This window comes from Sphingomonas sp. BE123 (assembly GCF_031456015.1).
Classification (GTDB): Bacteria; Pseudomonadota; Alphaproteobacteria; order Sphingomonadales; family Sphingomonadaceae; genus Sphingomonas.
This window is the reverse complement of record NZ_JAVDTW010000001.1, coordinates 1,530,533-1,549,392: the sequence shown is the minus strand read 5'-3', so window position 1 is coordinate 1,549,392 and position 18,860 is coordinate 1,530,533. Positions and strand designations below refer to the sequence as shown.

23 protein-coding genes are annotated in these 18,860 nt (G+C 66.4%); 10 read left to right on the top strand and 13 right to left on the bottom strand.

Annotation, left to right across the window (positions count from 1 at the left end; translation table 11 throughout):
* Positions 1–151: 151 nt before the first annotated feature.
* Genes J2Y54_RS07725 through purS form a run of 3 tightly spaced genes read right to left on the bottom strand, consistent with a single transcriptional unit; the run spans position 152 to position 1,756 of the window.
* On the bottom strand, positions 152–847 hold the full coding sequence (locus J2Y54_RS07725) for a Crp/Fnr family transcriptional regulator (protein ID WP_310038311.1): 696 nt from the start codon (positions 845–847) through the stop codon (positions 152–154).
* Positions 848–863: 16 nt separating this feature from the next.
* A complete protein-coding gene (purQ, locus tag J2Y54_RS07720; RefSeq protein ID WP_310038310.1) occupies positions 864–1,529 on the bottom strand; it encodes a phosphoribosylformylglycinamidine synthase subunit PurQ in 666 nt (221 codons plus the stop codon).
* A complete protein-coding gene (gene purS / locus J2Y54_RS07715) occupies positions 1,526–1,756 on the bottom strand; it encodes a phosphoribosylformylglycinamidine synthase subunit PurS (RefSeq protein ID WP_310038309.1) in 231 nt (76 codons plus the stop codon). Before purS ends, purQ begins: the two co-directional genes overlap by 4 nt.
* A 148-nt stretch (positions 1,757–1,904) precedes the next feature.
* Between purS and J2Y54_RS07710 the strand changes: the two genes are divergently transcribed.
* A complete protein-coding gene (locus J2Y54_RS07710) occupies positions 1,905–2,054 on the top strand; it encodes a hypothetical protein (RefSeq protein WP_310038308.1) in 150 nt (49 codons plus the stop codon).
* A 129-nt stretch (positions 2,055–2,183) separates the two neighbouring features.
* On the opposite strand, the gene purC is transcribed toward J2Y54_RS07710, so the two are convergent.
* The 3 genes from purC to J2Y54_RS07695 form a co-directional block, all read right to left on the bottom strand.
* The gene (purC, locus tag J2Y54_RS07705; protein ID WP_310038307.1) at positions 2,184–2,966 is read right to left on the bottom strand and encodes a phosphoribosylaminoimidazolesuccinocarboxamide synthase; all 783 of its coding nucleotides are present in this window, start codon (positions 2,964–2,966) and stop codon (positions 2,184–2,186) included.
* A gap of 99 nt (positions 2,967–3,065) precedes the next feature.
* Positions 3,066–3,962, bottom strand: coding sequence for a DUF4349 domain-containing protein (locus J2Y54_RS07700; protein WP_310038305.1), 897 nt, complete (start codon positions 3,960–3,962; stop codon positions 3,066–3,068).
* 115 nt (positions 3,963–4,077) lie between these two features.
* Positions 4,078–4,956 (bottom strand): hypothetical protein, encoded by an 879-nt coding sequence (locus J2Y54_RS07695; protein WP_310038304.1) that lies wholly within the window; start codon positions 4,954–4,956, stop codon positions 4,078–4,080.
* Positions 4,957–5,106: 150 nt separating this feature from the next.
* Between J2Y54_RS07695 and parC the strand changes: the two genes are divergently transcribed.
* Entirely contained in the window at positions 5,107–7,353 is a 2,247-nt protein-coding gene (parC, locus tag J2Y54_RS07690; protein WP_310038302.1) for a DNA topoisomerase IV subunit A, read from the top strand.
* A gap of 112 nt (positions 7,354–7,465) precedes the next feature.
* Entirely contained in the window at positions 7,466–9,181 is a 1,716-nt protein-coding gene (locus J2Y54_RS07685) for a putative bifunctional diguanylate cyclase/phosphodiesterase (protein WP_405052887.1), read from the top strand.
* Here the strand turns inward: J2Y54_RS07685 and J2Y54_RS07680 are convergent.
* The 5 genes from J2Y54_RS07680 to J2Y54_RS07660 form a co-directional block, all read right to left on the bottom strand.
* Positions 9,151–10,356: a CCA tRNA nucleotidyltransferase gene (locus J2Y54_RS07680; RefSeq protein WP_310038299.1), complete on the bottom strand. Its 1,206-nt coding sequence runs from the start codon at positions 10,354–10,356 to the stop codon at positions 9,151–9,153. The two genes, J2Y54_RS07685 and J2Y54_RS07680, sit on opposite strands and share 31 nt — an antisense overlap.
* Positions 10,344–10,946, bottom strand: a complete 603-nt coding sequence (locus tag J2Y54_RS07675; RefSeq protein ID WP_310038297.1) for a CoA pyrophosphatase — start codon at positions 10,944–10,946, stop codon at positions 10,344–10,346. Before J2Y54_RS07675 ends, J2Y54_RS07680 begins: the two co-directional genes overlap by 13 nt.
* Entirely contained in the window at positions 10,943–11,506 is a 564-nt protein-coding gene (locus J2Y54_RS07670; protein WP_310038294.1) for a DUF1285 domain-containing protein, read from the bottom strand. Before J2Y54_RS07670 ends, J2Y54_RS07675 begins: the two co-directional genes overlap by 4 nt.
* A 154-nt stretch (positions 11,507–11,660) precedes the next feature.
* On the bottom strand, positions 11,661–11,969 hold the full coding sequence (locus tag J2Y54_RS07665; RefSeq protein ID WP_310038291.1) for a hypothetical protein: 309 nt from the start codon (positions 11,967–11,969) through the stop codon (positions 11,661–11,663).
* Positions 11,970–12,237: 268 nt separating this feature from the next.
* Positions 12,238–12,720 carry an N-acetyltransferase gene (locus J2Y54_RS07660; RefSeq protein ID WP_310038506.1) on the bottom strand — a complete coding sequence of 161 codons (483 nt, stop codon included), beginning with the start codon at positions 12,718–12,720 and terminating at the stop codon, positions 12,238–12,240.
* A gap of 209 nt (positions 12,721–12,929) precedes the next feature.
* Here J2Y54_RS07660 and J2Y54_RS07655 point away from each other — a divergent pair, with 209 nt between their 5' ends.
* Complete coding sequence (locus J2Y54_RS07655; RefSeq protein ID WP_310038289.1) at positions 12,930–13,562, top strand: glutathione S-transferase N-terminal domain-containing protein; 633 nt, start codon at positions 12,930–12,932, stop codon at positions 13,560–13,562.
* 68 nt (positions 13,563–13,630) lie between these two features.
* The gene (locus tag J2Y54_RS07650) at positions 13,631–14,002 is read left to right on the top strand and encodes a dihydroneopterin aldolase (protein WP_310038288.1); all 372 of its coding nucleotides are present in this window, start codon (positions 13,631–13,633) and stop codon (positions 14,000–14,002) included.
* A 59-nt stretch (positions 14,003–14,061) separates the two neighbouring features.
* Here J2Y54_RS07650 and J2Y54_RS07645 read toward each other — a convergent pair whose 3' ends face one another.
* A complete protein-coding gene (locus J2Y54_RS07645) occupies positions 14,062–14,901 on the bottom strand; it encodes a hypothetical protein (protein ID WP_310038285.1) in 840 nt (279 codons plus the stop codon).
* Positions 14,902–15,166: 265 nt separating this feature from the next.
* On the opposite strand from J2Y54_RS07645, the gene J2Y54_RS07640 reads away from it, so the two are divergent.
* From J2Y54_RS07640 to J2Y54_RS07620, 5 genes are all read left to right on the top strand, one after another.
* Complete coding sequence (locus J2Y54_RS07640; protein ID WP_405052886.1) at positions 15,167–15,805, top strand: energy transducer TonB; 639 nt, start codon at positions 15,167–15,169, stop codon at positions 15,803–15,805.
* A 45-nt stretch (positions 15,806–15,850) separates the two neighbouring features.
* On the top strand, positions 15,851–16,615 hold the full coding sequence (locus tag J2Y54_RS07635) for a MotA/TolQ/ExbB proton channel family protein (RefSeq protein WP_310038283.1): 765 nt from the start codon (positions 15,851–15,853) through the stop codon (positions 16,613–16,615).
* A 102-nt stretch (positions 16,616–16,717) separates the two neighbouring features.
* Entirely contained in the window at positions 16,718–17,194 is a 477-nt protein-coding gene (locus J2Y54_RS07630) for a biopolymer transporter ExbD (RefSeq protein WP_310038282.1), read from the top strand.
* Between the two features lie 24 nt (positions 17,195–17,218).
* Positions 17,219–17,647, top strand: coding sequence for a biopolymer transporter ExbD (locus tag J2Y54_RS07625; RefSeq protein ID WP_310038281.1), 429 nt, complete (start codon positions 17,219–17,221; stop codon positions 17,645–17,647).
* A 168-nt stretch (positions 17,648–17,815) separates the two neighbouring features.
* Positions 17,816–18,178 carry a tetratricopeptide repeat protein gene (locus J2Y54_RS07620; RefSeq protein WP_310038279.1) on the top strand — a complete coding sequence of 121 codons (363 nt, stop codon included), beginning with the start codon at positions 17,816–17,818 and terminating at the stop codon, positions 18,176–18,178.
* Positions 18,179–18,242: 64 nt separating this feature from the next.
* Here the strand turns inward: J2Y54_RS07620 and dcd are convergent, their stop codons facing one another.
* Complete coding sequence (dcd, locus tag J2Y54_RS07615) at positions 18,243–18,797, bottom strand: dCTP deaminase (protein ID WP_066655586.1); 555 nt, start codon at positions 18,795–18,797, stop codon at positions 18,243–18,245.
* Positions 18,798–18,860 lie beyond the last annotated feature (63 nt).

Below are 18,860 nucleotides of genomic sequence, written 5' to 3'. Positions count from 1 at the left end.
GGCGCAGTGACGGTGCGACACGAAACGCTGCGTTACCGGCTCAGGCTCCCCGCCACGGGCTCTGGTGCCGCATCGTCCCCCGCGTCACTCGACACCTCTCCTTCCTGCGGGCAGCCGGTCTCCGGCGCGCCCGCAGCCCTTTTTCAGGGGATCAGGCAGCCGCCAGCAGGTCGAGGTGATTGCGGTCGCGAATGGCGATGCCATGCGTGCCGTGGCGCGCGATCGCGCCGCCCTGTTCCAACGCGGTCAGCGTCCGGCTGACGGTTTCGATCGTCAGGCCCAGCAATTGGGCGATCTCACCGCGGGTCAGCGGCAGGTCGAACCGGTCGGCATCGTGGCAGTCGGCGGGGCTTGCCGCGCGGGAAAAGGCAAGGATCAATGCCGCAACGCGCCCCTTGGCCTGGCGTTTGGAAATCAGGTCGATCAGCGTGCGGCTCGCGTCCAGCTCGCGCGCCAGTTCGGTCAGCAGCCGCTGGGCCAGTTCGGGGCGCTCACGGACCAGCGCGGCAAACCGGTCGGCAGGAAAGACGCAGGCGGCGGTCCGCGTCAGCGCGGTGACGTGCAGTGTTACCGATGGCGCAAACAGCTGTCCCGCCATGCCGGCCGGGTGAATCAGTGCGACGATGCGCTCCGTCCCGTCGCGATCGATGCTCGACAGCTTGGCCGCGCCTTCGGTCAGCGTGATGCAGACGGTGTTGGCATCCCCGGCGGCAACGATCGTCTCGCCCCGGGCATAGAGACGCTGCTGCCCGAGCCGCGCCAGCTCGGCGCGGTCTTCGGGCGCCAGCACGGAACAGACCGCGCGATCGGCGACCGGGCAGGTGGCACAGACGATCGGGGCAGTCATGCGCCGCGCACCGATGTCACGCTACCGCTTCGAGCAGCCCTTCGAACAGGCGGCGCCCGTCGGTGCCGCCATGCGCCGCCTCGATCTTGCGTTCGGGGTGCGGCATCATGCCCAGGACATTGCCCCCGGCATTGACAATGCCCGCGATCCGCCGCGCGCTGCCATTGACGTCGCTGGCGTAGCGGAACGCGACCCGACCATCGCCTTCGAGTCGGTCGAGCGTATCGGCATCGGCGAAGTAATTGCCGTCATGATGCGCGACCGGGATCGAGATCGTCTCGCCCGCATCATAGCGGCTGGTAAAGATCGACTGGCTGTTGTCGACGGTCAGGTCGACATCGCGGCACACGAAGTTGAGGCCCGAATTGCGCATCAGCGCGCCGGGCAGCAGGCCGGTTTCGGTCAGGATCTGGAAGCCGTTGCAGATGCCGATCACCGGCACGCCGCGATTCGCCGCGTCGATCACCGCCCGCACGACGGGCGAGCGCGCCGCGATCGCGCCGCAGCGCAGATAGTCGCCATAGGAAAAGCCACCGGGCAGCGCGATCAGGCCGACGCCGTCGGGCAGGTCGCTCTCGCCGTGCCAGACCATCGCCGGCTTCGACCCCGTGACCTGTTCAATCGCGACCGCAAGATCGCGGTCGCAATTCGATCCGGGAAAGACGATGACGGCGGCCTTCACTGCTTTTCCACCCGGTAATTCTCGATCACCGTGTTGGCGAGCAGCTTGGTGCACATCGCGTCGATATCGGCATCGCTGGTGCCGTCGGCGACCTCCAGCTCGATCAGCTTGCCGACCCGTGCCTCGCCGACGCCGGAAAAGCCGAGTGCGCCCAGCGCGTGTTCGATCGCCTTGCCCTGCGGGTCCAGCACGCCGTTCTTGAGTGTGACGACGATGCGCAGCTTCATGGGGTGTCCTCCGGGGATTTGCCGCGCCCTATGAGCCGTTCGCCGCGCGGGTTCAAGATTTCATCGCCCATTTACCCCGATCCGCGACGCTTGCCGCCGCCGAGTCGCCGCCAACGGGGTGGCGTACGGTGGCATGGAGTGCGCTGCGATGGCATTTCTGGCGATCATCCTGTTCGTCGCGCTGGCCGCGTTCGGCAGGGACTATTTCGGATGGAGCGACCCGGGCGGGCAGGTCCAGATCGCGCTGATCTGTTCCTTCATCTTCGGGATCATCGCCGGGCTGAAGGCAAAGGGGTAGGGGCTCTTCGGGTTTGGCGGCACCGGCCCGCTCTCCACCCGGCCACCCATGGAACATACTGTCGTGGGGTGGGCTGGTGGAGAGCGGGACGGTGCGGCGTCAGCAAAAGCTGACCAACCGGATGAAACCTTATTTGCCCCGCTTCTTGCGGTGCGTTTCAAGGTCGAGCACTGCCGAATCGGCACCTTCGGGCATCAGGCCCAGCCGGCGCGCGACTTCCTGATAGGCTTCGACCTCGCCGCCCAGGTCGCGGCGGAACCGGTCCTTGTCGAGCTTCTCGCCGCTCGCCATGTCCCACAGGCGGCAGCCGTCCGGGCTGATCTCGTCCGCCAGGATGATCCGGCTATAGCCATTCTCATCGAACACCCGGCCGAACTCGAGCTTGAAGTCGACCAGCCGGATGCCGATGCCGGCGAACAGCCCCGACATGAAATCGTTCACGCGAATGGCCATGTCGGCCATGTCATGCAGCTCTTCCTGGCTGGCCCAGCCAAAGCACAGCACATGCTCGTCGGTGACCATCGGGTCGCCGAGTGCATCGTCCTTGAAATAATATTCGATGATCGTGCGCGGCAGCGGCGTGCCTTCCTCGATCCCCAGCTTCTTGGCGAGCGATCCGGCTACGACGTTGCGGACCACGACCTCGATCGGCACGATTTCGACCTGGCGGATCAGCTGCTCGCGCATGTTGAGCCGGCGCAGGAAATGGGTGGGGATGCCGATATTGCCGAGCAGGGTGAAAATATGCTCGGAAATCCGGTTGTTGAGCACGCCCTTGCCGTTGATCGTGCCCTTTTTCTGGGCGTTGAACGCGGTGGCGTCATCCTTGAAATACTGGATCAGCGTGCCGGGTTCAGGGCCTTCATAGAGGATCTTGGCCTTGCCCTCATAGATCTGGCGGCGACGTGCCATGGCGACGGGAGTCCTTCAGAAACGCGGTGCCCCGGCGGCGCGGTCGCGCGACGCCGGGGCTTCGCTCCGGCCTATATCGCAGCCGCGCCCGGGGCGCAATCAATCGCGCACCGACGCGATCTCGGGCTGCTGCCGCCGTCGTCGTCGCCAGCGCAGACCCAGCCAGATCAGCGGACCGAACACCAGCACCCATGGCGCAAGCACGATCAGCACGGTCAGCAGTCCGCGCAGCCCGATCAGGAACAGGCTGCCCGAATCCGCCAAGGTGTCGCCGAGTTGCGCGCCGAATCCGCCGGATTCCATGGCCTGCGCATTGTACCCGATCTCGATCGTCGAATAGGCGACCCGACCCTTGAGTTCGACCAACCACGCCTTGCCCTGGTCAAGCTCTTCCTGGGCTTCGGCAACGGCGCGCTCCGCCGCGACAAGGTCCGCTACACTGCCCTGGCGGGTGCGCAGGATCTCGGTCAGGCGAGCGACCAGCAACTCGCGCTGGCGGATGCGGGCCTCGGCATCCACCATCTGCTTCGACACGTCCTCGGCCTCGATGGCGGTGTCGACGGGGCGGCCGCCCTTGTCGGACGCGGCCTTGTTCAACGACTCGAGAAACGCGCGCGCGCTCTTGCTCTCAACCCGCAGTTTGAGCGTTCCCTCGCCCCGTTCGGCCTCGCCGCCGGACCGTTGCAGGCCGACGACCTGGCACCGCGCGGCGCCCATTTGATCGCATAAGGCGACATGCGCTTGCTGCAGTGCGGGGATACTGTCGCCCGGCAGGCGATAGCCGACGCGGTAGAGATAAGCGATTCGCGGGAGCGTGACCGCAATCGGGTCCGTGGCGACCCCCGCCGGCGCTGCATCGGTCTTCGCGCCGGCCGGTTCGGCGACATCGGCAACCGCGATCGCTTCACTCGCGTCGCCCGTCTGGCTGGCTTGACCGCAGCCCGCGAGGAGCGACAGGCACAGCACCATCGGCGATCGCGCCCACATCGGCTTCATCAACGTCTCTCCAACGGCAGCGGCGCTGAATTCAGCGCTGGCGCGATGCCATCATGCCAGCGCGCGTCGCGCAATGTACCGTTCCTGTCGCGCCGTGAGGTTGCGCCGGTCCTGTTCAGCGATTGTCATCATCGCGATTGAACCAGCGCTGGATCGGATTGCGGCTGGGCGCGGCCGCTTCGGCATCGTCGCGATAGGGGCCGATCTCGCCCCCTTCCGCCGTGACGGGCGCGGTGCGGTGGATCAGCGCGCGCAGGCCGAGCGCACCGACGAGCAGCAGCAGCAGCAGGAACAGCAACGGGCTGACCTGCGCCAGCGCCTGCGCCAGCGCCGCCGCGGAGGTGACCAGCGTGTTGCCGGCATCGCGGAAGCTCGCATCGGCCGAACCGTTCAGGCCGGGCGCGGGCGTGCCCGAGGCATAGGTGATCAGCACCGGCGCGGTGGCCATCGTTTCGCCGCTCTCGCCCGCCGATTCGGCGATGACATCCAGCGCGGTCTGGATGCGACGCGCGCGGTCCTGCTGTCGCACATCGCTGCTGGCGCGGGCATTGGCCAGCTGGTCGCGCAGCCGCCCGACCAGCGCGTTGGTGCGCGCGCCTGCGGTTGCATCGGCGCCGGCGATTTCGGTCTCGATCAGCGCACCGCCAGCGCCCACCACGACCCGCGTTGCCGCTTCGCCATAGGTGCGCGCGACGGCGGGATCGATCTGGAAGCTGAGCGTTGCTGCGATCCGGTTCGAATCGTCGACGCGATAGCGCATCGCGATGATGCGGCACCGCGCCGGGCCAAGCTTGTCGCAACCGGCCGCGTGCGATTCGACCACCGCCTTCACGCGGCTGCCCGGCACCTTATAGGCATAGCGATAGTCGAACGCTCCGCCGGTCGCGGTCAGCGCGGCGACGGCTTCGTTGCTGATCTTGTCCTGATCCTTTTTGGGGGCGCCATCGCATCCGGCGAGCGCCAGCAGCCCCAGCAGTCCAGCAACGATACGCATTCGAATCCCCCTGCGGTTCGCAACCGGAACGATAGGGGAATTGGTTAATCGCCGGAAGGGCGAGTCTCCGGCATTGTGCCGAAACGGGAAGCGCAGGCGGAAACCGTTTCTGATTTGTCCGCGGGCGGCGGCGTTGCTATCGCCTGAGCGATGGCCACCGACCTTAGCGACCCCTTCGACCAGATTGTCGACGCTCCTTTCGATAGCGCGCTGTCCGAACGCTACCTCGTCTATGCAATGTCGACCATCACTGCGCGCTCGCTGCCCGATGTGCGCGACGGGCTGAAGCCGGTGCATCGCCGGCTGCTCTGGGCGATGCGCGGACTGCGACTCAACCCGAACGAGGCGTACAAGAAATGCGCGCGCGTCGTCGGCGACGTGATCGGCAAATACCATCCGCATGGCGACCAGTCGGTCTATGACGCGATGGTGCGGCTCGCGCAGACCTTTGCGCTGCGCTACCCGCTGGTCGACGGACAGGGGAATTTCGGCAATATCGATGGCGATAACGCCGCCGCCTATCGCTACACCGAAGCGCGACTGACCCAGGTCGCGATCGACCTGATGGACGGGCTGGACGAGGATGCGGTCGAGTTCCGCCCGACCTATAATGGCGAGGATCATGAGCCCGAGCTGTTCCCGGGCCTGTTCCCCAATCTGCTTGCCAATGGCGCCAGCGGGATCGCGGTCGGCATGGCGACCAGCATCCCGCCGCACAATGCCGCCGAACTGATCGATGCCGCGATCCTGCTGATCGACCAGCCCGACGCGACCGACGCACAGGTGCTGGAGCATGTCCGGGGCCCCGATTTCCCGACCGGCGGGATCGTGGTCGACAGCCCGGCGTCGATCGCCGAATCCTATGCCACCGGGCGCGGCAGTTTCCGGGTCCGCGCGAAATGGGCGGTCGAGGATCAGGGGCGCGGCACGTGGCAGATCGTCGTCACCGAGATTCCGTACGGGATCCAGAAGGGCAAGCTGATCGAGCAGATTGCGGGGCTGATCAACGACAAGAAGCTGCCGATCCTCGCCGATGTCCGCGACGAATCCGATGCCGAAATCCGCATCGTGCTCGAACCGCGCGCGCGCACGGTCGATCCCGACACGCTGATCGAAAGCCTGTTCCGCCTGTCCGACCTCGAAACGCGGGTGTCGCTCAACCTCAACGTGCTCGATGCCCAGCGCACCCCGCGGGTGATGAGCCTGCGTGAGGCAATCGCAGCCTGGGTCGCGCATCAGTTCGTGGTGCTGCGCCGCCGCAGCGAACACCGGCTGCAGAAGATCGCCGACCGGATGGAGCTGCTCGACGGCTATATCATCGCCTTCCTCAACCTCGACCGGGTGATCGCGATCATCCGCACCGAGGATGAGCCCAAGCCGGTGATGATGGCCGAATTCGACCTGACCGACCGTCAGGCCGAGGCGATCCTGAACATGCGGCTGCGCGCGCTGCGCAAGCTTGAGGAAATGGAGCTGCGCAAGGAGCGCGAGGCGCTGGCCAAGGAACAGGCGGAGCTGCAGGCGCTGCTGGCGAGTGACGCGCGGCAACGCACGCGGATGAAGCGCGATCTTGGCAAGGTCCGTGACCGCTATGGTCCCGAAACGGTGCTCGGCGCCCGGCGGACGCTGGTCGCCGAAGCCGCGCCAGCGCGCGAGATCCCGCTCGAAGCGATGATCGAGCGTGAGCCGATCACCGTCATCCTGTCGCAGCGCGGCTGGATCCGCGCGATGAAGGGCCATGCCGAGCTCGCCAGCGCGGAAACGGCGAAGTTCAAGGAAGGCGACGGCCCGTTCATCGCCTTCCACGCCCAGACGACCGACAAACTGCTCCTCGCCGCCGAAAATGGTCGCTTCTACACGCTCGCCGCGGACAAATTGCCCGGGGGCCGCGGTTTTGGCGAGCCGGTGCGGCTGATGATCGACCTTGATGGCGGGACCGGGATCGTCGGCCTGCTGCCGGCGAGCGTCGCACCGCGGCTGCTCGTCGCGGCAACCGACGGGCGCGGCTTCCTCGTCAAGGTCGAGGACGTGATCGCGGAGACGCGCAAGGGCAAGCAGGTCGTGACCCCGCGCAGCGGTGCAACGCTCAAGCTGGTCCGGCCGGTGGGCGCCGAGGATGATTATGTCGCGGTGATCGGCGACAACCGCAAGCTGCTGGTCTTTCCGATGGCGGAGCTGGCGGAAATGGCGCGCGGGCAGGGGGTGCAGCTTCAGCGCTATCGCGATGGCGGGCTGTCCGACGCGATCAGCTTCCGCTTTGCCGATGGCCTCAGCTGGCGGATGGGGGGCGAGCAGGGGCGGACCCGCACCGAATCGGACCTCACTGCGTGGCGCGCGGCACGCGGTGCGGCTGGGCGGATGCCGCCGGTCGGGTTCCCGCGCGACAACCGTTTCTGAACAACCGATTCGGCGGTACCCCGCGCACCTCTGGATCGCTTCGCAAGCCGCGCGGATTCCCATGGCCGGTCTTCAGGACCGCTTAACCAAATTTCCCTAACCCGTTGTGGTGATGCTGTTGTCGCGCCGCCGCAAGGACAAGCCTGTCCCGCCGCCCGCCCCCGTTCCGGGGACGGATCCGCGCGCGCTCGGTCCGTCCTCGACCGCACAGGTGCTCAATCTGCTGCCGATTCCCGCAGCCATCGTCGAACAGGCGGCTGGCGGCATGATGTTCGAATCGGTCAACCGGCCGTTCCGCCTTGCCGGGCTTGGCACTACAGCCGATCAGTCGCCGCTGATCCGGAAACTGGGACCGAAAATCGCGGAATTCCTGGCTTCTTCGGCGACCGAGAGTGAGCTCGACTGGGAATTGGGCGATGCCGTGGACGCCCGCTTCTTTCGCGTGCGCCTCGCGCGGCGAAGCAGCGAACTGCGCAACGGCCGGTGCCTGGTCACGCTGATCGACCATACGTCGGAGCTGCGCACCCAGCGCAGCCTGCGGCGCGAGATGCTGACCGACAGCCTGACCGGTCTGCCCAACCGCGCCGGATTCGGCGAGGATCTGGAAAGCGAGATCGAGCAATCGGGGATCGAGCGATTCGCGATCCTGGTGATCAACCTCGACCGGTTCAGCCGGATCAACGCCTGTATGGGCGGACTTGCCGGCGACGAATTGCTGATCTCGGTCGCCCGCCGCGTGAAGGGCGCGCTGCGCGGCCATGATGTGCTGGCGCGCACCGGTGGCGACGAATTCGCGATTCGGCTCGAGCTGGACGAAGGGTTGCAGGACGCGCTGCATGTCGCAAAGCGGATCCAGAATGCGCTGACCACCCCGTTCCGCCTGTCGGATTTCGAGATTCGCGTGGATTGCGCGATCGGTATCTCGATCGGCGAGGGCGAGCGGGGCGACGCCGAGGAACTGATCCGCCACGCCCAGTTCGCGATGAAGCGCGCCAAGAAATCGGGCCGCACCGAAATCTACCAGACCCGCGCCTTCGATGTCGTCCGTCAGGAATTCAGCATCGAAACCGAATTGCGCCGGGCGATCGACAATGGCGCGCTGGACCTCAATTTCCAGCCGATCTGCGATCTCGCCACGGGGCGAATCATGTCGTTCGAGGCGCTGGCGCGCTGGACCACCGAGAGTGGTATTGCGCTGTCGCCCGCCGAATTCATTCCGGTTGCCGAGGAATCGGGCCTGATCGTCCCGCTCGGCCGCTGGGCGATGCACGAAGCGGCGCGTGCCGTTGCCGAATGGGACGCGCGCGCCGGTGGCGATTGCGGGGTCAAGGTCGCGGTCAACCTCTCGGCCATCCAGCTGCAGCGCGACCGTATCGCGCCGATGGTCCAGTCGGCGCTCGAAGCCAATGGCGTCGACGGCCGCAAGATCACGCTTGAGCTGACCGAAAGCGCGCTGGTCACCGATCCCGACCGCATTGCCCAGACGATGCAGGCGCTCAAGAGCCTCGGCACCACGCTCGCGATGGACGATTTCGGCACCGGCTATTCGAACCTCGCCTACCTCCAGAAACTGCCGATCGACGTGCTCAAGATCGACCGCAGCTTCGTGTCTGGCATGCTCGCCGACCGCGACAAGGTGGCGATCGTGCGCGCGATCCTCAGCCTCGCCCAGGCACTCGGCATGCAGACCACGGCAGAGGGGATCGAGACCAACGAACTCGCCCAGACGCTCGCCGCGCTGGGCTGTAATTACGGGCAGGGCTTCCTCTATTCGCGTCCGCTCTGCCTCGATCAGGCTTATTCACTGCTGCTCGAGCGCAACGCCTGATCCGCCACTGCATCGGCGATTTCCCCGACGCGTTGAGCATCCGGAAACCCTTCCGCAATCCACTGAGACTCCACGCTTCTTAGCGCGCGGGCGACGTCCGGCCCTTTTGTCAGCCCGCGCTGGATCAGCGCGCCGCCGCTGATCGGCAGCCGCGGAATCTCCCAGCCGGTCAGGTCGCGCGCGTCGGCCACGGCGGTCGGGCAATCGCACAGGAACAGCCGGTCGATCGCCTCGTCGCGGCCCAGGCGGTAGGCGGCCGCGCGGGGGGCGCCGAACAGGTCGGCCTCGGTCGCGGCGATCAGGCGCTTGCGCTGGATGTTGGAGAGCTTGATCCGTGCGCCGACCGATTCGGCGACCGCCGCGTCGGCGGGCAGCAGCGCGGCGAGGCGGCGGATCGGGTCGGGCGTCAGACCGGCCTCCGCCTCCAGCGCCGCGACCCGTGCAAGTCGTTCGATTGCAACGATTTCCGGGATGACGGGGCGGAAAATCCCGCGTTCCAGCATCAGTGCGATGACCCGCACCGCGTCCTTGGCTACCACCAGCTTGAGCAGCTCGTCCGCGATGCGTTCGCGCGACAGCGCCATCAGGTCATTGGCGCGCGCGGTGCAGGCGTCGAGCGATGCCGGGTCGGGGGTGTCGCCAAAGCGCGCAAGGAAGCGGAAGAAGCGCAAAATGCGCAGATGGTCTTCGGCGATGCGGCGCAACGGGTCACCGATGAAGCGAACATGTCGCGCCGCAAGGTCCGCCAGACCGCCGAAATAGTCGTGCACTGTGTCGCTTTGCAGGTCGGCATAAAGCGCATTGATGGTGAAGTCGCGTCGCGCCGCGTCTTCCTTCCAGTCATCGGTAAAGGCGACGGTGGCGTGGCGGCCATCGGTTTCGAGATCGCGGCGCAGCGTCGTCACCTCGACCACCGTGCCGCTGCTCACCGCGGTCACCGTGCCATGCGCCAAGCCGGTCGGAATGACCTTGATCCCTGCATGCTCCAGCCGCCGGATCACGTCCTGCGGGTCGAGCGGGGTGGCGATGTCGACATCGGACACCGGGATGCCGAGCAGCGTATCCCGCACCGCGCCGCCGACCACGCGGGCATTGCCTGGACCCAGCGCAGCGGTCAGCCGGTCCAGCCCCGGCCAGTGCCGCCACGGCGCATCGGGGAGCTTCACGCGGTCCATTTGAGCCGCCGCGACAGATTGACCAGCATCGCCGCCGTCGCGCCCCAGATCCGAAAGTTTTGCCACATGATCTCGTAATAATGCCGGTCGCGGCCCTGCCACTCGACGCTGGATTGCAGCTGGTTGGCGGGGTCGAGCACATAATCGAGCGGCGCTTCGAAAATCGCCGCCACCTCGCCCGGCTGCGGCGTCAGCACCAGATCGGGCGGGATCACAGCCACGACCGGCTGGACTTCGAACCCGGTGACGGTGCGATAGCGGTCGGCAAGGCCAACCACCTGCGCCGCATCCGGCTTCAGCCCGATTTCCTCGCACGCTTCGCGCAGCGCGGCGGCGGTCGCATCGGCGTCGCCCGCGTCGATCCGCCCGCCCGGAAAAGCGACCTGCCCGGCGTGGCGGCGCAGCGTATCGGTGCGCTGGGTCAGGATCAGGCCGGGGCGGGGGCGGTCGGTCACCGCGACCAGCACGGCGGCCGGCATCGGCACGCCATCCGCCGCGATGGTGTCGTCCAGCATATCGCCGACGATCAGCTCGGGCGCATCGTCATGCTCGGCATCGAGCGCGGCGCGCAACCGCTCGGCCAGTGTCATGCCGGGGCCATCGCAAAGAAGGCGCCGTCGCTCCACACGCCGGGCGGGTTCGACCCATTCTCCAGCGCCAGCGCCGCCAGCTCATAATAGACCGACCGCGCGACCAAAGCCTCAAGCCCGCGCCGGACATGGAGATAGGGGTGGGGGCCGTCGTCACGCTCCTCAAAGCGCAGCGCGTGCTCCGGCCCGGCCGGGATCAGGTCGCCGGTGTTCAGCCGGAACGCGATCCGCGCCGCGTCGCCCGCACCCTCGACCTTCATCTCGACCGCCACGAACGGCGCGTCCTCGACATCGATGTCGAGCTTTTCGACCGGGGTGACCAGCACATGGCGGCCATCGGGTTCGCGCCGCAGGATCGACGCGAACAGCCGCACCATCGCCGGGCGACCGATCGGCGACCCCTGATGAAACCACGTCCCGTCGCGCGCGATGCGCATGTCGCTATGCCCGCAATGCGCCGGGTTCCAGCTGTCCACGGGGGGCAGTTTCTGCTCGTCCGCCAGCCGCGCAATCTCGGCGAGCGACAGGCTGGCGAGGTCGGGGGGCGGGGTCATCGGCATTGGATTGGCGTTAGGCGCTTTTGGGCGTCGGGGTAAAGGGTCAGGCCGATGATCCTGACCCCGGCGGGGGAGGATTGGGGGCGTCGACCGGAGCGCGATTTAAATAGGCCCAGACGGATAAAGCCGGCCGATCGGCTTTGACCTCCTTGCGGACCTATGGCTGTGTGATGACCGCATTCTTGATCCAACTGAATGCTGCAATGACCGTGGCGGTAAGTGCCCCTCCGATGAAGCAACCAATCGCCACCCATATCGCCATAAAGACTAGCATCATGACCGACATTCCTGCCTCTTGCGCGGAAGCAACCCGCCACGGCTGCATCAGGGCAATCGCGAATAGGTAAGAAACGCCAAACGTCAGTCGGAAGACTGATCGCCTACGACGGGTGATTTCCGCGTAGATCATCATCACTGACATTATGATCGCACTCGCGGCGATGATCAGGATGAATGAAGCGTCCACATGGCGATATTAACAGCCGTATGGCAGCTTTCCACTCAATTTCCGCCGTTGCGGCGATGAAAGCGCCAGCCCGTTAGCGGAGGCAGCCGTCCTTCTACTCCGTCATCCTGAACTTGTTTCAGGATCCACGGCTCCGCAGGCGACGCAGCAGCGGATGGAAGGGTGGATGCTGAACCAAGTTCAGCATGACGGGGTGGGGATGACCGCTTCCCGCATAACTGCAGCCGTTCAACTGCCACCCCAATAGCGGCCAACTACGCGCTCCGCCCTACCGCCGCGGCCCCACCACCCCCGGCACATCCGGCGCAGGTCCGCGCGCCAGCAGCCGCTCCCGCTCGAAAGGGCCGGGCAGCCGCCACGCACCCGTCCGCGCTGCGTCGAACCCGAACTGCGCGTAGTAATCATGGTCGCCGATCAGCATCAGCACCGCGTCGCCCGCGCCCGCGATCGCCTTCCACATCAGCGCGCGGCCGATGCCGACATTCTGCCGTTCGGGCGACACCGCGACCGGGCCGACCAGTACCATCGGCGTCACGCTGCCATCGTCGCCCGCCAGTTCGACCGGCCAGCACTGGATCGATCCGACCAAAGTCCCGGCCTCGACCGCCGCAAAGCTCAGCGCCGGCACTGCCGCGACGCCCTCGCGCAGGCGATAGGCGGTGCGGCCATGGCGGTCGGCACCGAACACGCGATCGAGCAGCTGCTCGACCGCGTCGCGATACACCTCGCTCAAAGGCACCAGTTCGAACAGGGGCAATCTCCAGCAGCCCGGGGGATGGACGCCGGGGGCGCGCGCCTTTAGCCCCGAAACGAAACACGGCATAGCGTTGTTTTCAGCTACGCCGAAACGGCGCCGGCCCGCTCCCCCACCCGGCCACCCATTTCAGAATATCCTGTCGATGGGTGGCCGGGTGGGGGAGCGGGCCGGCGCCGCCAGACGGAACGTAAGGGAGACCGCCGGTGAAGCTCTATGACGCACCCTGGGCACCCAGCCCGCGCCGGGTCCGCATCTTCCTGGCCGAAAAGGGCGTGGAGGTGCCGCGCGAGGCGGTCGACCTGCGCTCGGGCGCGCATCTGTCCGATGCCTATCTGCGCATCAACCCGCGCGGCGCGGTGCCTGCGCTCAAGTTCGACGATGGCGAAGTGCTGTGCGAATCGGCGGCGATCTGCCGCTATTTCGAGGCGCTGCATCCGGAGCCTGCCCTGTTCGGGCGCACCCCGATCGAGATTGGGCGGATCGAAAGCTGGACCCGCCGGATCGAGGGGGATGGCTATGCCGCCGTCGTCTATGTGCTGCGCAACACCGCCAGCGCGTTCAAGGATCGCGCGATTCCCGATGCCGGGCTGAGCGTCGCGCAGATCCCCGAACTCGCCGCGCGTGGCGCGATCATGTGGGATGCGTTTGTCGCGGCGCTCGACACGCGGCTGGCCGACCGGCCGTGGATCGCGGGGGACAGCTACAGCTTTGCCGACATCACCGCGCTGGTGACGGTGGATTTCGCCCGTGCGGCCAAGCTTGCCGTGCCCGAGCATCTGGACAATCTGCGCCGCTGGCATGGTGAAGCGAGCGCGCGGCCCAGCGCTTCGGCCTGAACGGCCATTGCCGTTTGCGGGGCTGCGGCCTATGGGCGCGCGATCATTTTCCCCGAGGGGCTTGTTCGTTGCACGATCTTCTTCAGCTTCAGGTTCGCGATCTCGAGGTGCAGGTGCTCACCGGCGTCTATTCCGAAGAGACGCATCTGCCCCAGCCGCTGCGCATTTCGATCACGGTCGACATGGCGCCGGGCGACCCGTTCCGGCCCGACACGCCGCTCGACGCGTCGAAATCCTATCTCGACCTCAAGCATGCCGCGACCGGCGCGCTGCCGCAGGGGGTGCATTTCACCCTGATCGAAGGCGTGGCGGATCATATCGTCGAAACGCTGATGACCGGCGACGCGCGCATCCAGCGGGTCGAGGTGGAGATCGTCAAGCTCGCCATCGCCGAAGCCGATGAACGCATCGGCATGACGCTGGTCCGGTATCGGAAGTAACGCGGGGGCAATGTCCCCGCGCGAGGTCGGGACGACGGATATTCAAACCACCCGCAGTCCTACCGCCGGCACGGCCCAAGCTGGTCGAGCACGAAGCGATAATCGTCGCGCGCGGCGGCGACGTTCGCGGGATCTTCGTCGGCAAGGCTGGTCGCGGGCAGGGTGCGCGGCAGGCCGCAGGCCAGCCGGTACCAGAGCAGCGTGTCGCGCGCCGGCGCCGCCGCCGCATCGTCGACAATCTCGCCCAGCGCGACCGCCCAGCGCCGCTCCTCGCCCGGACGGCGCAGGATCGACAGCGAAATCGGCGCGCCATTCGCGGTCTGCACGAAAATCTGGGTTTCGCCCTCACCCGGCAGGGCGCCGGGAACGTGAAACGCATTGCCCAGCCCGGTGACGGCCGGCGGGGCGTCGGGCGCCACCGCGTCGCGGGCAATGCGGCGCACCATCGCGTCGAGTTCGGCCGACCAGTCGCGCTGCGAATCGAGCGTGGTCAGCTGGATCATGGCCGGCTGACCCGCCACCGGACGGGCAAAGGCCAGCACGCGCCGCTTGGTCAGCTTGGGCACGCGGCCGCGCGCATCGGTCGGCACATCGACGACATAGCCGACCCGGGCCGGCATCGCGCCATCGGCGCGAATCAGCGCCAGCACATCGGCCTCGACATAGAATCGCACGCGCCCGGGGGCGACGTTCGCTGCCTCCGCGCCCTTGATTCGCACCGCGCTGCGGATTCGCGCGTCGAGGATCGCGGGCGAACCGACCACCAGATCGGCGACCTGGGCATAGGGCGGCAGCACGACCCCGGACTCGGCCACGACCTGTGCGGTGACCGGTGTCGGGAACAGCGGGGAAGCCGCACAGATTGCGGCAGAAAGCGCGACGATACGGGGGCGGAACATGCGTTTCTGTTTACCCGAATGTCCCAGCGGCATACAGAAATATTTCTGCCACGTGCGGATTATACGTTTATTGCGTCCGACAAAGCGTTTGCGTCACGCAAATCGCCGCGATAGGACTTGCGCCGCCGCCGGTCGGTCATGCGATTGTCCGAACGGAAGAGCCACGCCGAAAACGATGCCATGGTGCCGGGCAACGGCGCGGCGAATGAAGGAGTTTAGTTGCTGAATGGCCTACGCAGATCGTGATGTAGGAGGCAGTCGGGTCGTGGCGATCGTGGTCGTCTCGATCATCCTCGCCGCCCTCGGTTACGTGTTCGTGACCGGGCTCGCCTACAAATTCGTCAAACAGGCGGCCGAGGAGATGGAAGTCTTCGAGGTTCAGGAGCCACCGCCTCCGCCCGAGGAAGTGCCCCCGCCGCCGCCGCCGCCGGATTCCCCGGTCCCGCCGCCGCCCACCACCGTGGTCGTGCAGAAGCCGATCGTCCAGGTGCCCGCGCCTCCGCCGCCGGTTGCTGTGTCGAGCGTGATTCCGCCCAGCCAGCCGCCGACGCCGCCTGCGCCGCCGGCTCCGCCCGCACCGCCGGCTCCGCCTGCGCCGCCGGCGATCAGCAAGGCTGCGGCCGCGCGCGGCAACCCCGCGTCGTGGGTCACGCCGGACGACTATCCGCCCGCGGCACGCCGCGCCGGCGACGAGGGTTCGGTCGGCATCACCTTCGCGATCAACGCCCAGGGGCGGATCGAGAATTGCCGCGTGACCGCATCGTCGGGCTCGTCCGCGCTCGACAATGCAACCTGCAGTCTCGTGACGCGTCGCGGCCGCTATTCGCCGGCACTCGACGCAGCTGGCAACCCGGTGGCCGGGGGTACCAAGACCCTGCGCTTCCGGTGGCAGCTCGAAGACTGATCCTCACCGACATCACTATCTTTATTTCAAGGGAAAGAACCGCACATGCTGACCACCATCCTCGCCGGAGCCGCCGCCCCCGCAGCAGCGCCCGCGGCCGCGAACTTCGACATCCTGCACGCCATGAACGAGGGCGGCGTGATCGCATGGGGTACCGCGATCATCCTGACCGGCATGCTCTTCTTCTCGCTCTACATCCTGTTCACCAAGGTGTTCGAGCAGCAGAAGGTGCTGAACCAGTACAAGCGCGTCCGTGCCAGCTTCTGGCAGTCGGGCAGCCTGCGTGAAGCGGCCGCGAAGCTCGAGAAGAACTCGGCCTATCGCCAGATCGTCGACGACGCGCTGCTCGCCCAGGACCAGTACAAGGAACTGACCGATCCGATCGAAGCGCATGACTGGCTGCACGGCTCGCTCAAGCGTTCGGAAGACTCGATCAACTCGCAGCTGGGCGGCGGTCTCGCCTTCCTCGCGACCGTCGGTTCGACCGCGCCGTTCATCGGTCTGTTCGGTACCGTCGTCGGCATCTTCCGCGCGCTGATCAAGATCGGTGCAGCGGGCGACGCGTCGATCGGCACCGTTGCCGGCCCGGTCGGTGAAGCACTGATCATGACCGCACTCGGCCTCGTCGTCGCGGTTCCGGCCGTGCTCGCCTACAACTGGCTGCAGCGCCGCAACAAGGCGATCGCCGAGCAGCTGAGCGGCTTCTCGAACGACGTGCTCGGCTATCTGGCTTCGGACGGCCGCGTCCGTCCGGTCACCGGCAAGGTTGCGCCGAAGGCGCCGCCGGTCGCGACCACTGCCAAGGCCTGAAGGTTCGACTGACAACCGTGCGGTGGCGGTTCGCCGCGCCGCACGGTCAGCCCCCGGGCCGGTCTGGTCCGGGGACAGGATGCGAAAGATAGGATTGCGCCAATGGCGATGAGTGTAGGCGGCGATGGCGCCGAAGAAAAACCGATGTCGGACATCAACACGACGCCCCTCGTGGACGTCATGCTGGTTCTGCTCATCATCTTCCTGATCGCGATTCCCGTCGCGATTCAGTCGGTCGAACTTGAGCTGCCGAAGGTGCAGTTCGAACCGACCGAAACCAAGCCGGAGAACGTGCTGCTCGCGGTGCGCGCGGATGCGGGCGGCAATTGCCAGGTGTTCTGGCAGATGACCCCGATCACGAGCACCGAATTGCTGAAGCGCGCCAGCGACAATCTGCAGGCTGTGGTCGACCGCGTCGGTGCGGCGAACATCAAGCCGGACGACATTCCCGAAGTGCATATCCGCGGCGACGTGAACACGCCGTACAAGTGCATTGGCGGCGTGATCTACACGATGCAGAATGCGGGCTTCGTCAAAGTCGGCTTCATCTCGCAGCCGCAGCTGGGCGTGCCCCAGTAAGCCCGAAGTTCAGGAGTACACATCATGGCAATGAGCGCCGGCCAAGACGACGGCCAGCCGATGATGGAGATGAACACGACGCCGCTGATCGACGTCATGCTCGTGCTCCTCATCATGCTGATCGTCACCATCCCGCCCCAGACGCACGCGGTGAAGGTCGACCTTCCGCAGAATCAGGGCAACCCGCCGCCCAAGGTGATCGAGCCGCAGAAGAACAAGATCACGATCGACCCCGCAGGGAAGATCTATTGGAACGGCAGCGAGATCAACGACGTCATCCTGCGCCAGTATCTGGACCAGAGCGTCACGATCAGCCCGGAACCGGAACTGCACTTCCAGCCCGATCCGCAGGCGCGCTACGAGCGCGTCGACGAAGTGCTGGCGGTGATCAAGCGGTCCGCCGTTTCGAAGCTCGGCTTCGTCGGCAACGAACAGTATCGCAACGACTTCTGATCGTCGCGGCGACTGTCGAAATTCAAAGGGGTGGCCTCGGCCGCCCCTTTTTTCGTTTCTGCCCAGGCGCTTCGACCCGCCGCGATCGATTGCAAACAACGCATTTGCCTATGTGACACATTAATGACATTTAGGTGTCATTGATTTGTAACATTAGGAGAGTGTGCCATGCGTGTTCCCTTCGCCGCCGTCGCTCTGACCGCCGCCCTTGCGCTTGCCCCCGCCGCTCAGGCCCAGGTGGCCGATCAGCCCAACGCCCATCGCGCGATCGCTGCCGGCGACTATGACCTCGCCGAGCGCCATCTGCTGGCCGAACAGCGCATCTTCCCCGAACGGCCCGAAGTCCTGCTCAACCTTGCTGCAGTCTATGCGCGCACCGGCCGCGTGGCCGAAGCGCGGGCGCTGTACCAGCAGGTGCTGGCGCGCAAGGCGGTGGCGATGGACGTCGCCGACGGCCAGGTCGCTGCATCGCATGTCGTCGCGCAGCGCGGGCTGCGCCTGCTCGACGCCGCGCAGATGGCTGGGCGGTAAGCGCTCCGGGCTACCGCTCGTCAATCCTCCCCCTCGCGGGGGAGGATCACGATGGAATGGGGCTCTACAGCCGCGGCAGCGTTACGCCGCGCTGGCCCATATATTTCCCCGCGCGGTCGGCATAGCTCGTCTCACACGGCTCGTTCCCCTTGAGGAACAGGAACTGGCACGCCCCCTCATTCGCGTAGATTTTGGCGGGCAGCGGCGTGGTGTTCGAAAACTCCAGCGTGACATGCCCCTCCCATTCGGGCTCAAGCGGCGTCACGTTGACGATGATCCCGCACCGCGCATAGGTCGATTTGCCGAGGCAGATCACCAGCACGTCGCGCGGCACCCGGAAATATTCGACCGTGCGCGCCAGTGCGAAGCTGTTGGGCGGGATGATGCAGACATCGGTCTGGCGATCGACGAAGCTGGTCGCCGCGAAATCCTTCGGGTCCACCACCGCGCTGTCGATATTGGTGAAGATCTTGAACTCGTCCGCCACCCGCGCGTCATAGCCATAGGAGGACAGGCCGTAGGAGATGCACCCCTCCCGCCGCTGCGCCTCGACGAACGGCTCGATCATGCCGTGCTTCTGGGCCTGTTCGCGAATCCAGATGTCGGAGAGGATGCTCATCTGACAGGCTCTAGTGCGAATTTTTCACGGACGGAACAGCTGTGCGCAGCTTCGGAAAGTTTT

Excerpts from the sequence above, each read along its gene's own strand:
- J2Y54_RS07725 (WP_310038311.1), bottom strand. The coding sequence starts at position 847 with ATGACTGCCCCGATCGTCTGTGCCACCTGCCCGGTCGCCGATCGCGCG.
- purS (WP_310038309.1), bottom strand. The coding sequence starts at position 1,756 with ATGAAGCTGCGCATCGTCGTCACACTCAAGAACGGCGTGCTGGACCCG.
- J2Y54_RS07710 (WP_310038308.1), top strand. The coding sequence starts at position 1,905 with ATGGCATTTCTGGCGATCATCCTGTTCGTCGCGCTGGCCGCGTTCGGC.
- purC (WP_310038307.1), bottom strand. The coding sequence starts at position 2,966 with ATGGCACGTCGCCGCCAGATCTATGAGGGCAAGGCCAAGATCCTCTAT.
- J2Y54_RS07700 (WP_310038305.1), bottom strand. The coding sequence starts at position 3,962 with ATGAAGCCGATGTGGGCGCGATCGCCGATGGTGCTGTGCCTGTCGCTC.
- J2Y54_RS07695 (WP_310038304.1), bottom strand. The coding sequence starts at position 4,956 with ATGCGTATCGTTGCTGGACTGCTGGGGCTGCTGGCGCTCGCCGGATGC.
- parC (WP_310038302.1), top strand. The coding sequence starts at position 5,107 with ATGGCCACCGACCTTAGCGACCCCTTCGACCAGATTGTCGACGCTCCT.
- J2Y54_RS07685 (WP_405052887.1), top strand. The coding sequence starts at position 7,466 with ATGCTGTTGTCGCGCCGCCGCAAGGACAAGCCTGTCCCGCCGCCCGCC.
- J2Y54_RS07680 (WP_310038299.1), bottom strand. The coding sequence starts at position 10,356 with ATGGACCGCGTGAAGCTCCCCGATGCGCCGTGGCGGCACTGGCCGGGG.
- J2Y54_RS07675 (WP_310038297.1), bottom strand. The coding sequence starts at position 10,946 with ATGACACTGGCCGAGCGGTTGCGCGCCGCGCTCGATGCCGAGCATGAC.
- J2Y54_RS07670 (WP_310038294.1), bottom strand. The coding sequence starts at position 11,506 with ATGCCGATGACCCCGCCCCCCGACCTCGCCAGCCTGTCGCTCGCCGAG.
- J2Y54_RS07645 (WP_310038285.1), bottom strand. The coding sequence starts at position 14,901 with ATGTTCCGCCCCCGTATCGTCGCGCTTTCTGCCGCAATCTGTGCGGCT.
- J2Y54_RS07635 (WP_310038283.1), top strand. The coding sequence starts at position 15,851 with ATGCTGACCACCATCCTCGCCGGAGCCGCCGCCCCCGCAGCAGCGCCC.
- J2Y54_RS07630 (WP_310038282.1), top strand. The coding sequence starts at position 16,718 with ATGGCGATGAGTGTAGGCGGCGATGGCGCCGAAGAAAAACCGATGTCG.
- J2Y54_RS07625 (WP_310038281.1), top strand. The coding sequence starts at position 17,219 with ATGGCAATGAGCGCCGGCCAAGACGACGGCCAGCCGATGATGGAGATG.
- J2Y54_RS07620 (WP_310038279.1), top strand. The coding sequence starts at position 17,816 with ATGCGTGTTCCCTTCGCCGCCGTCGCTCTGACCGCCGCCCTTGCGCTT.
- dcd (WP_066655586.1), bottom strand. The coding sequence starts at position 18,797 with ATGAGCATCCTCTCCGACATCTGGATTCGCGAACAGGCCCAGAAGCAC.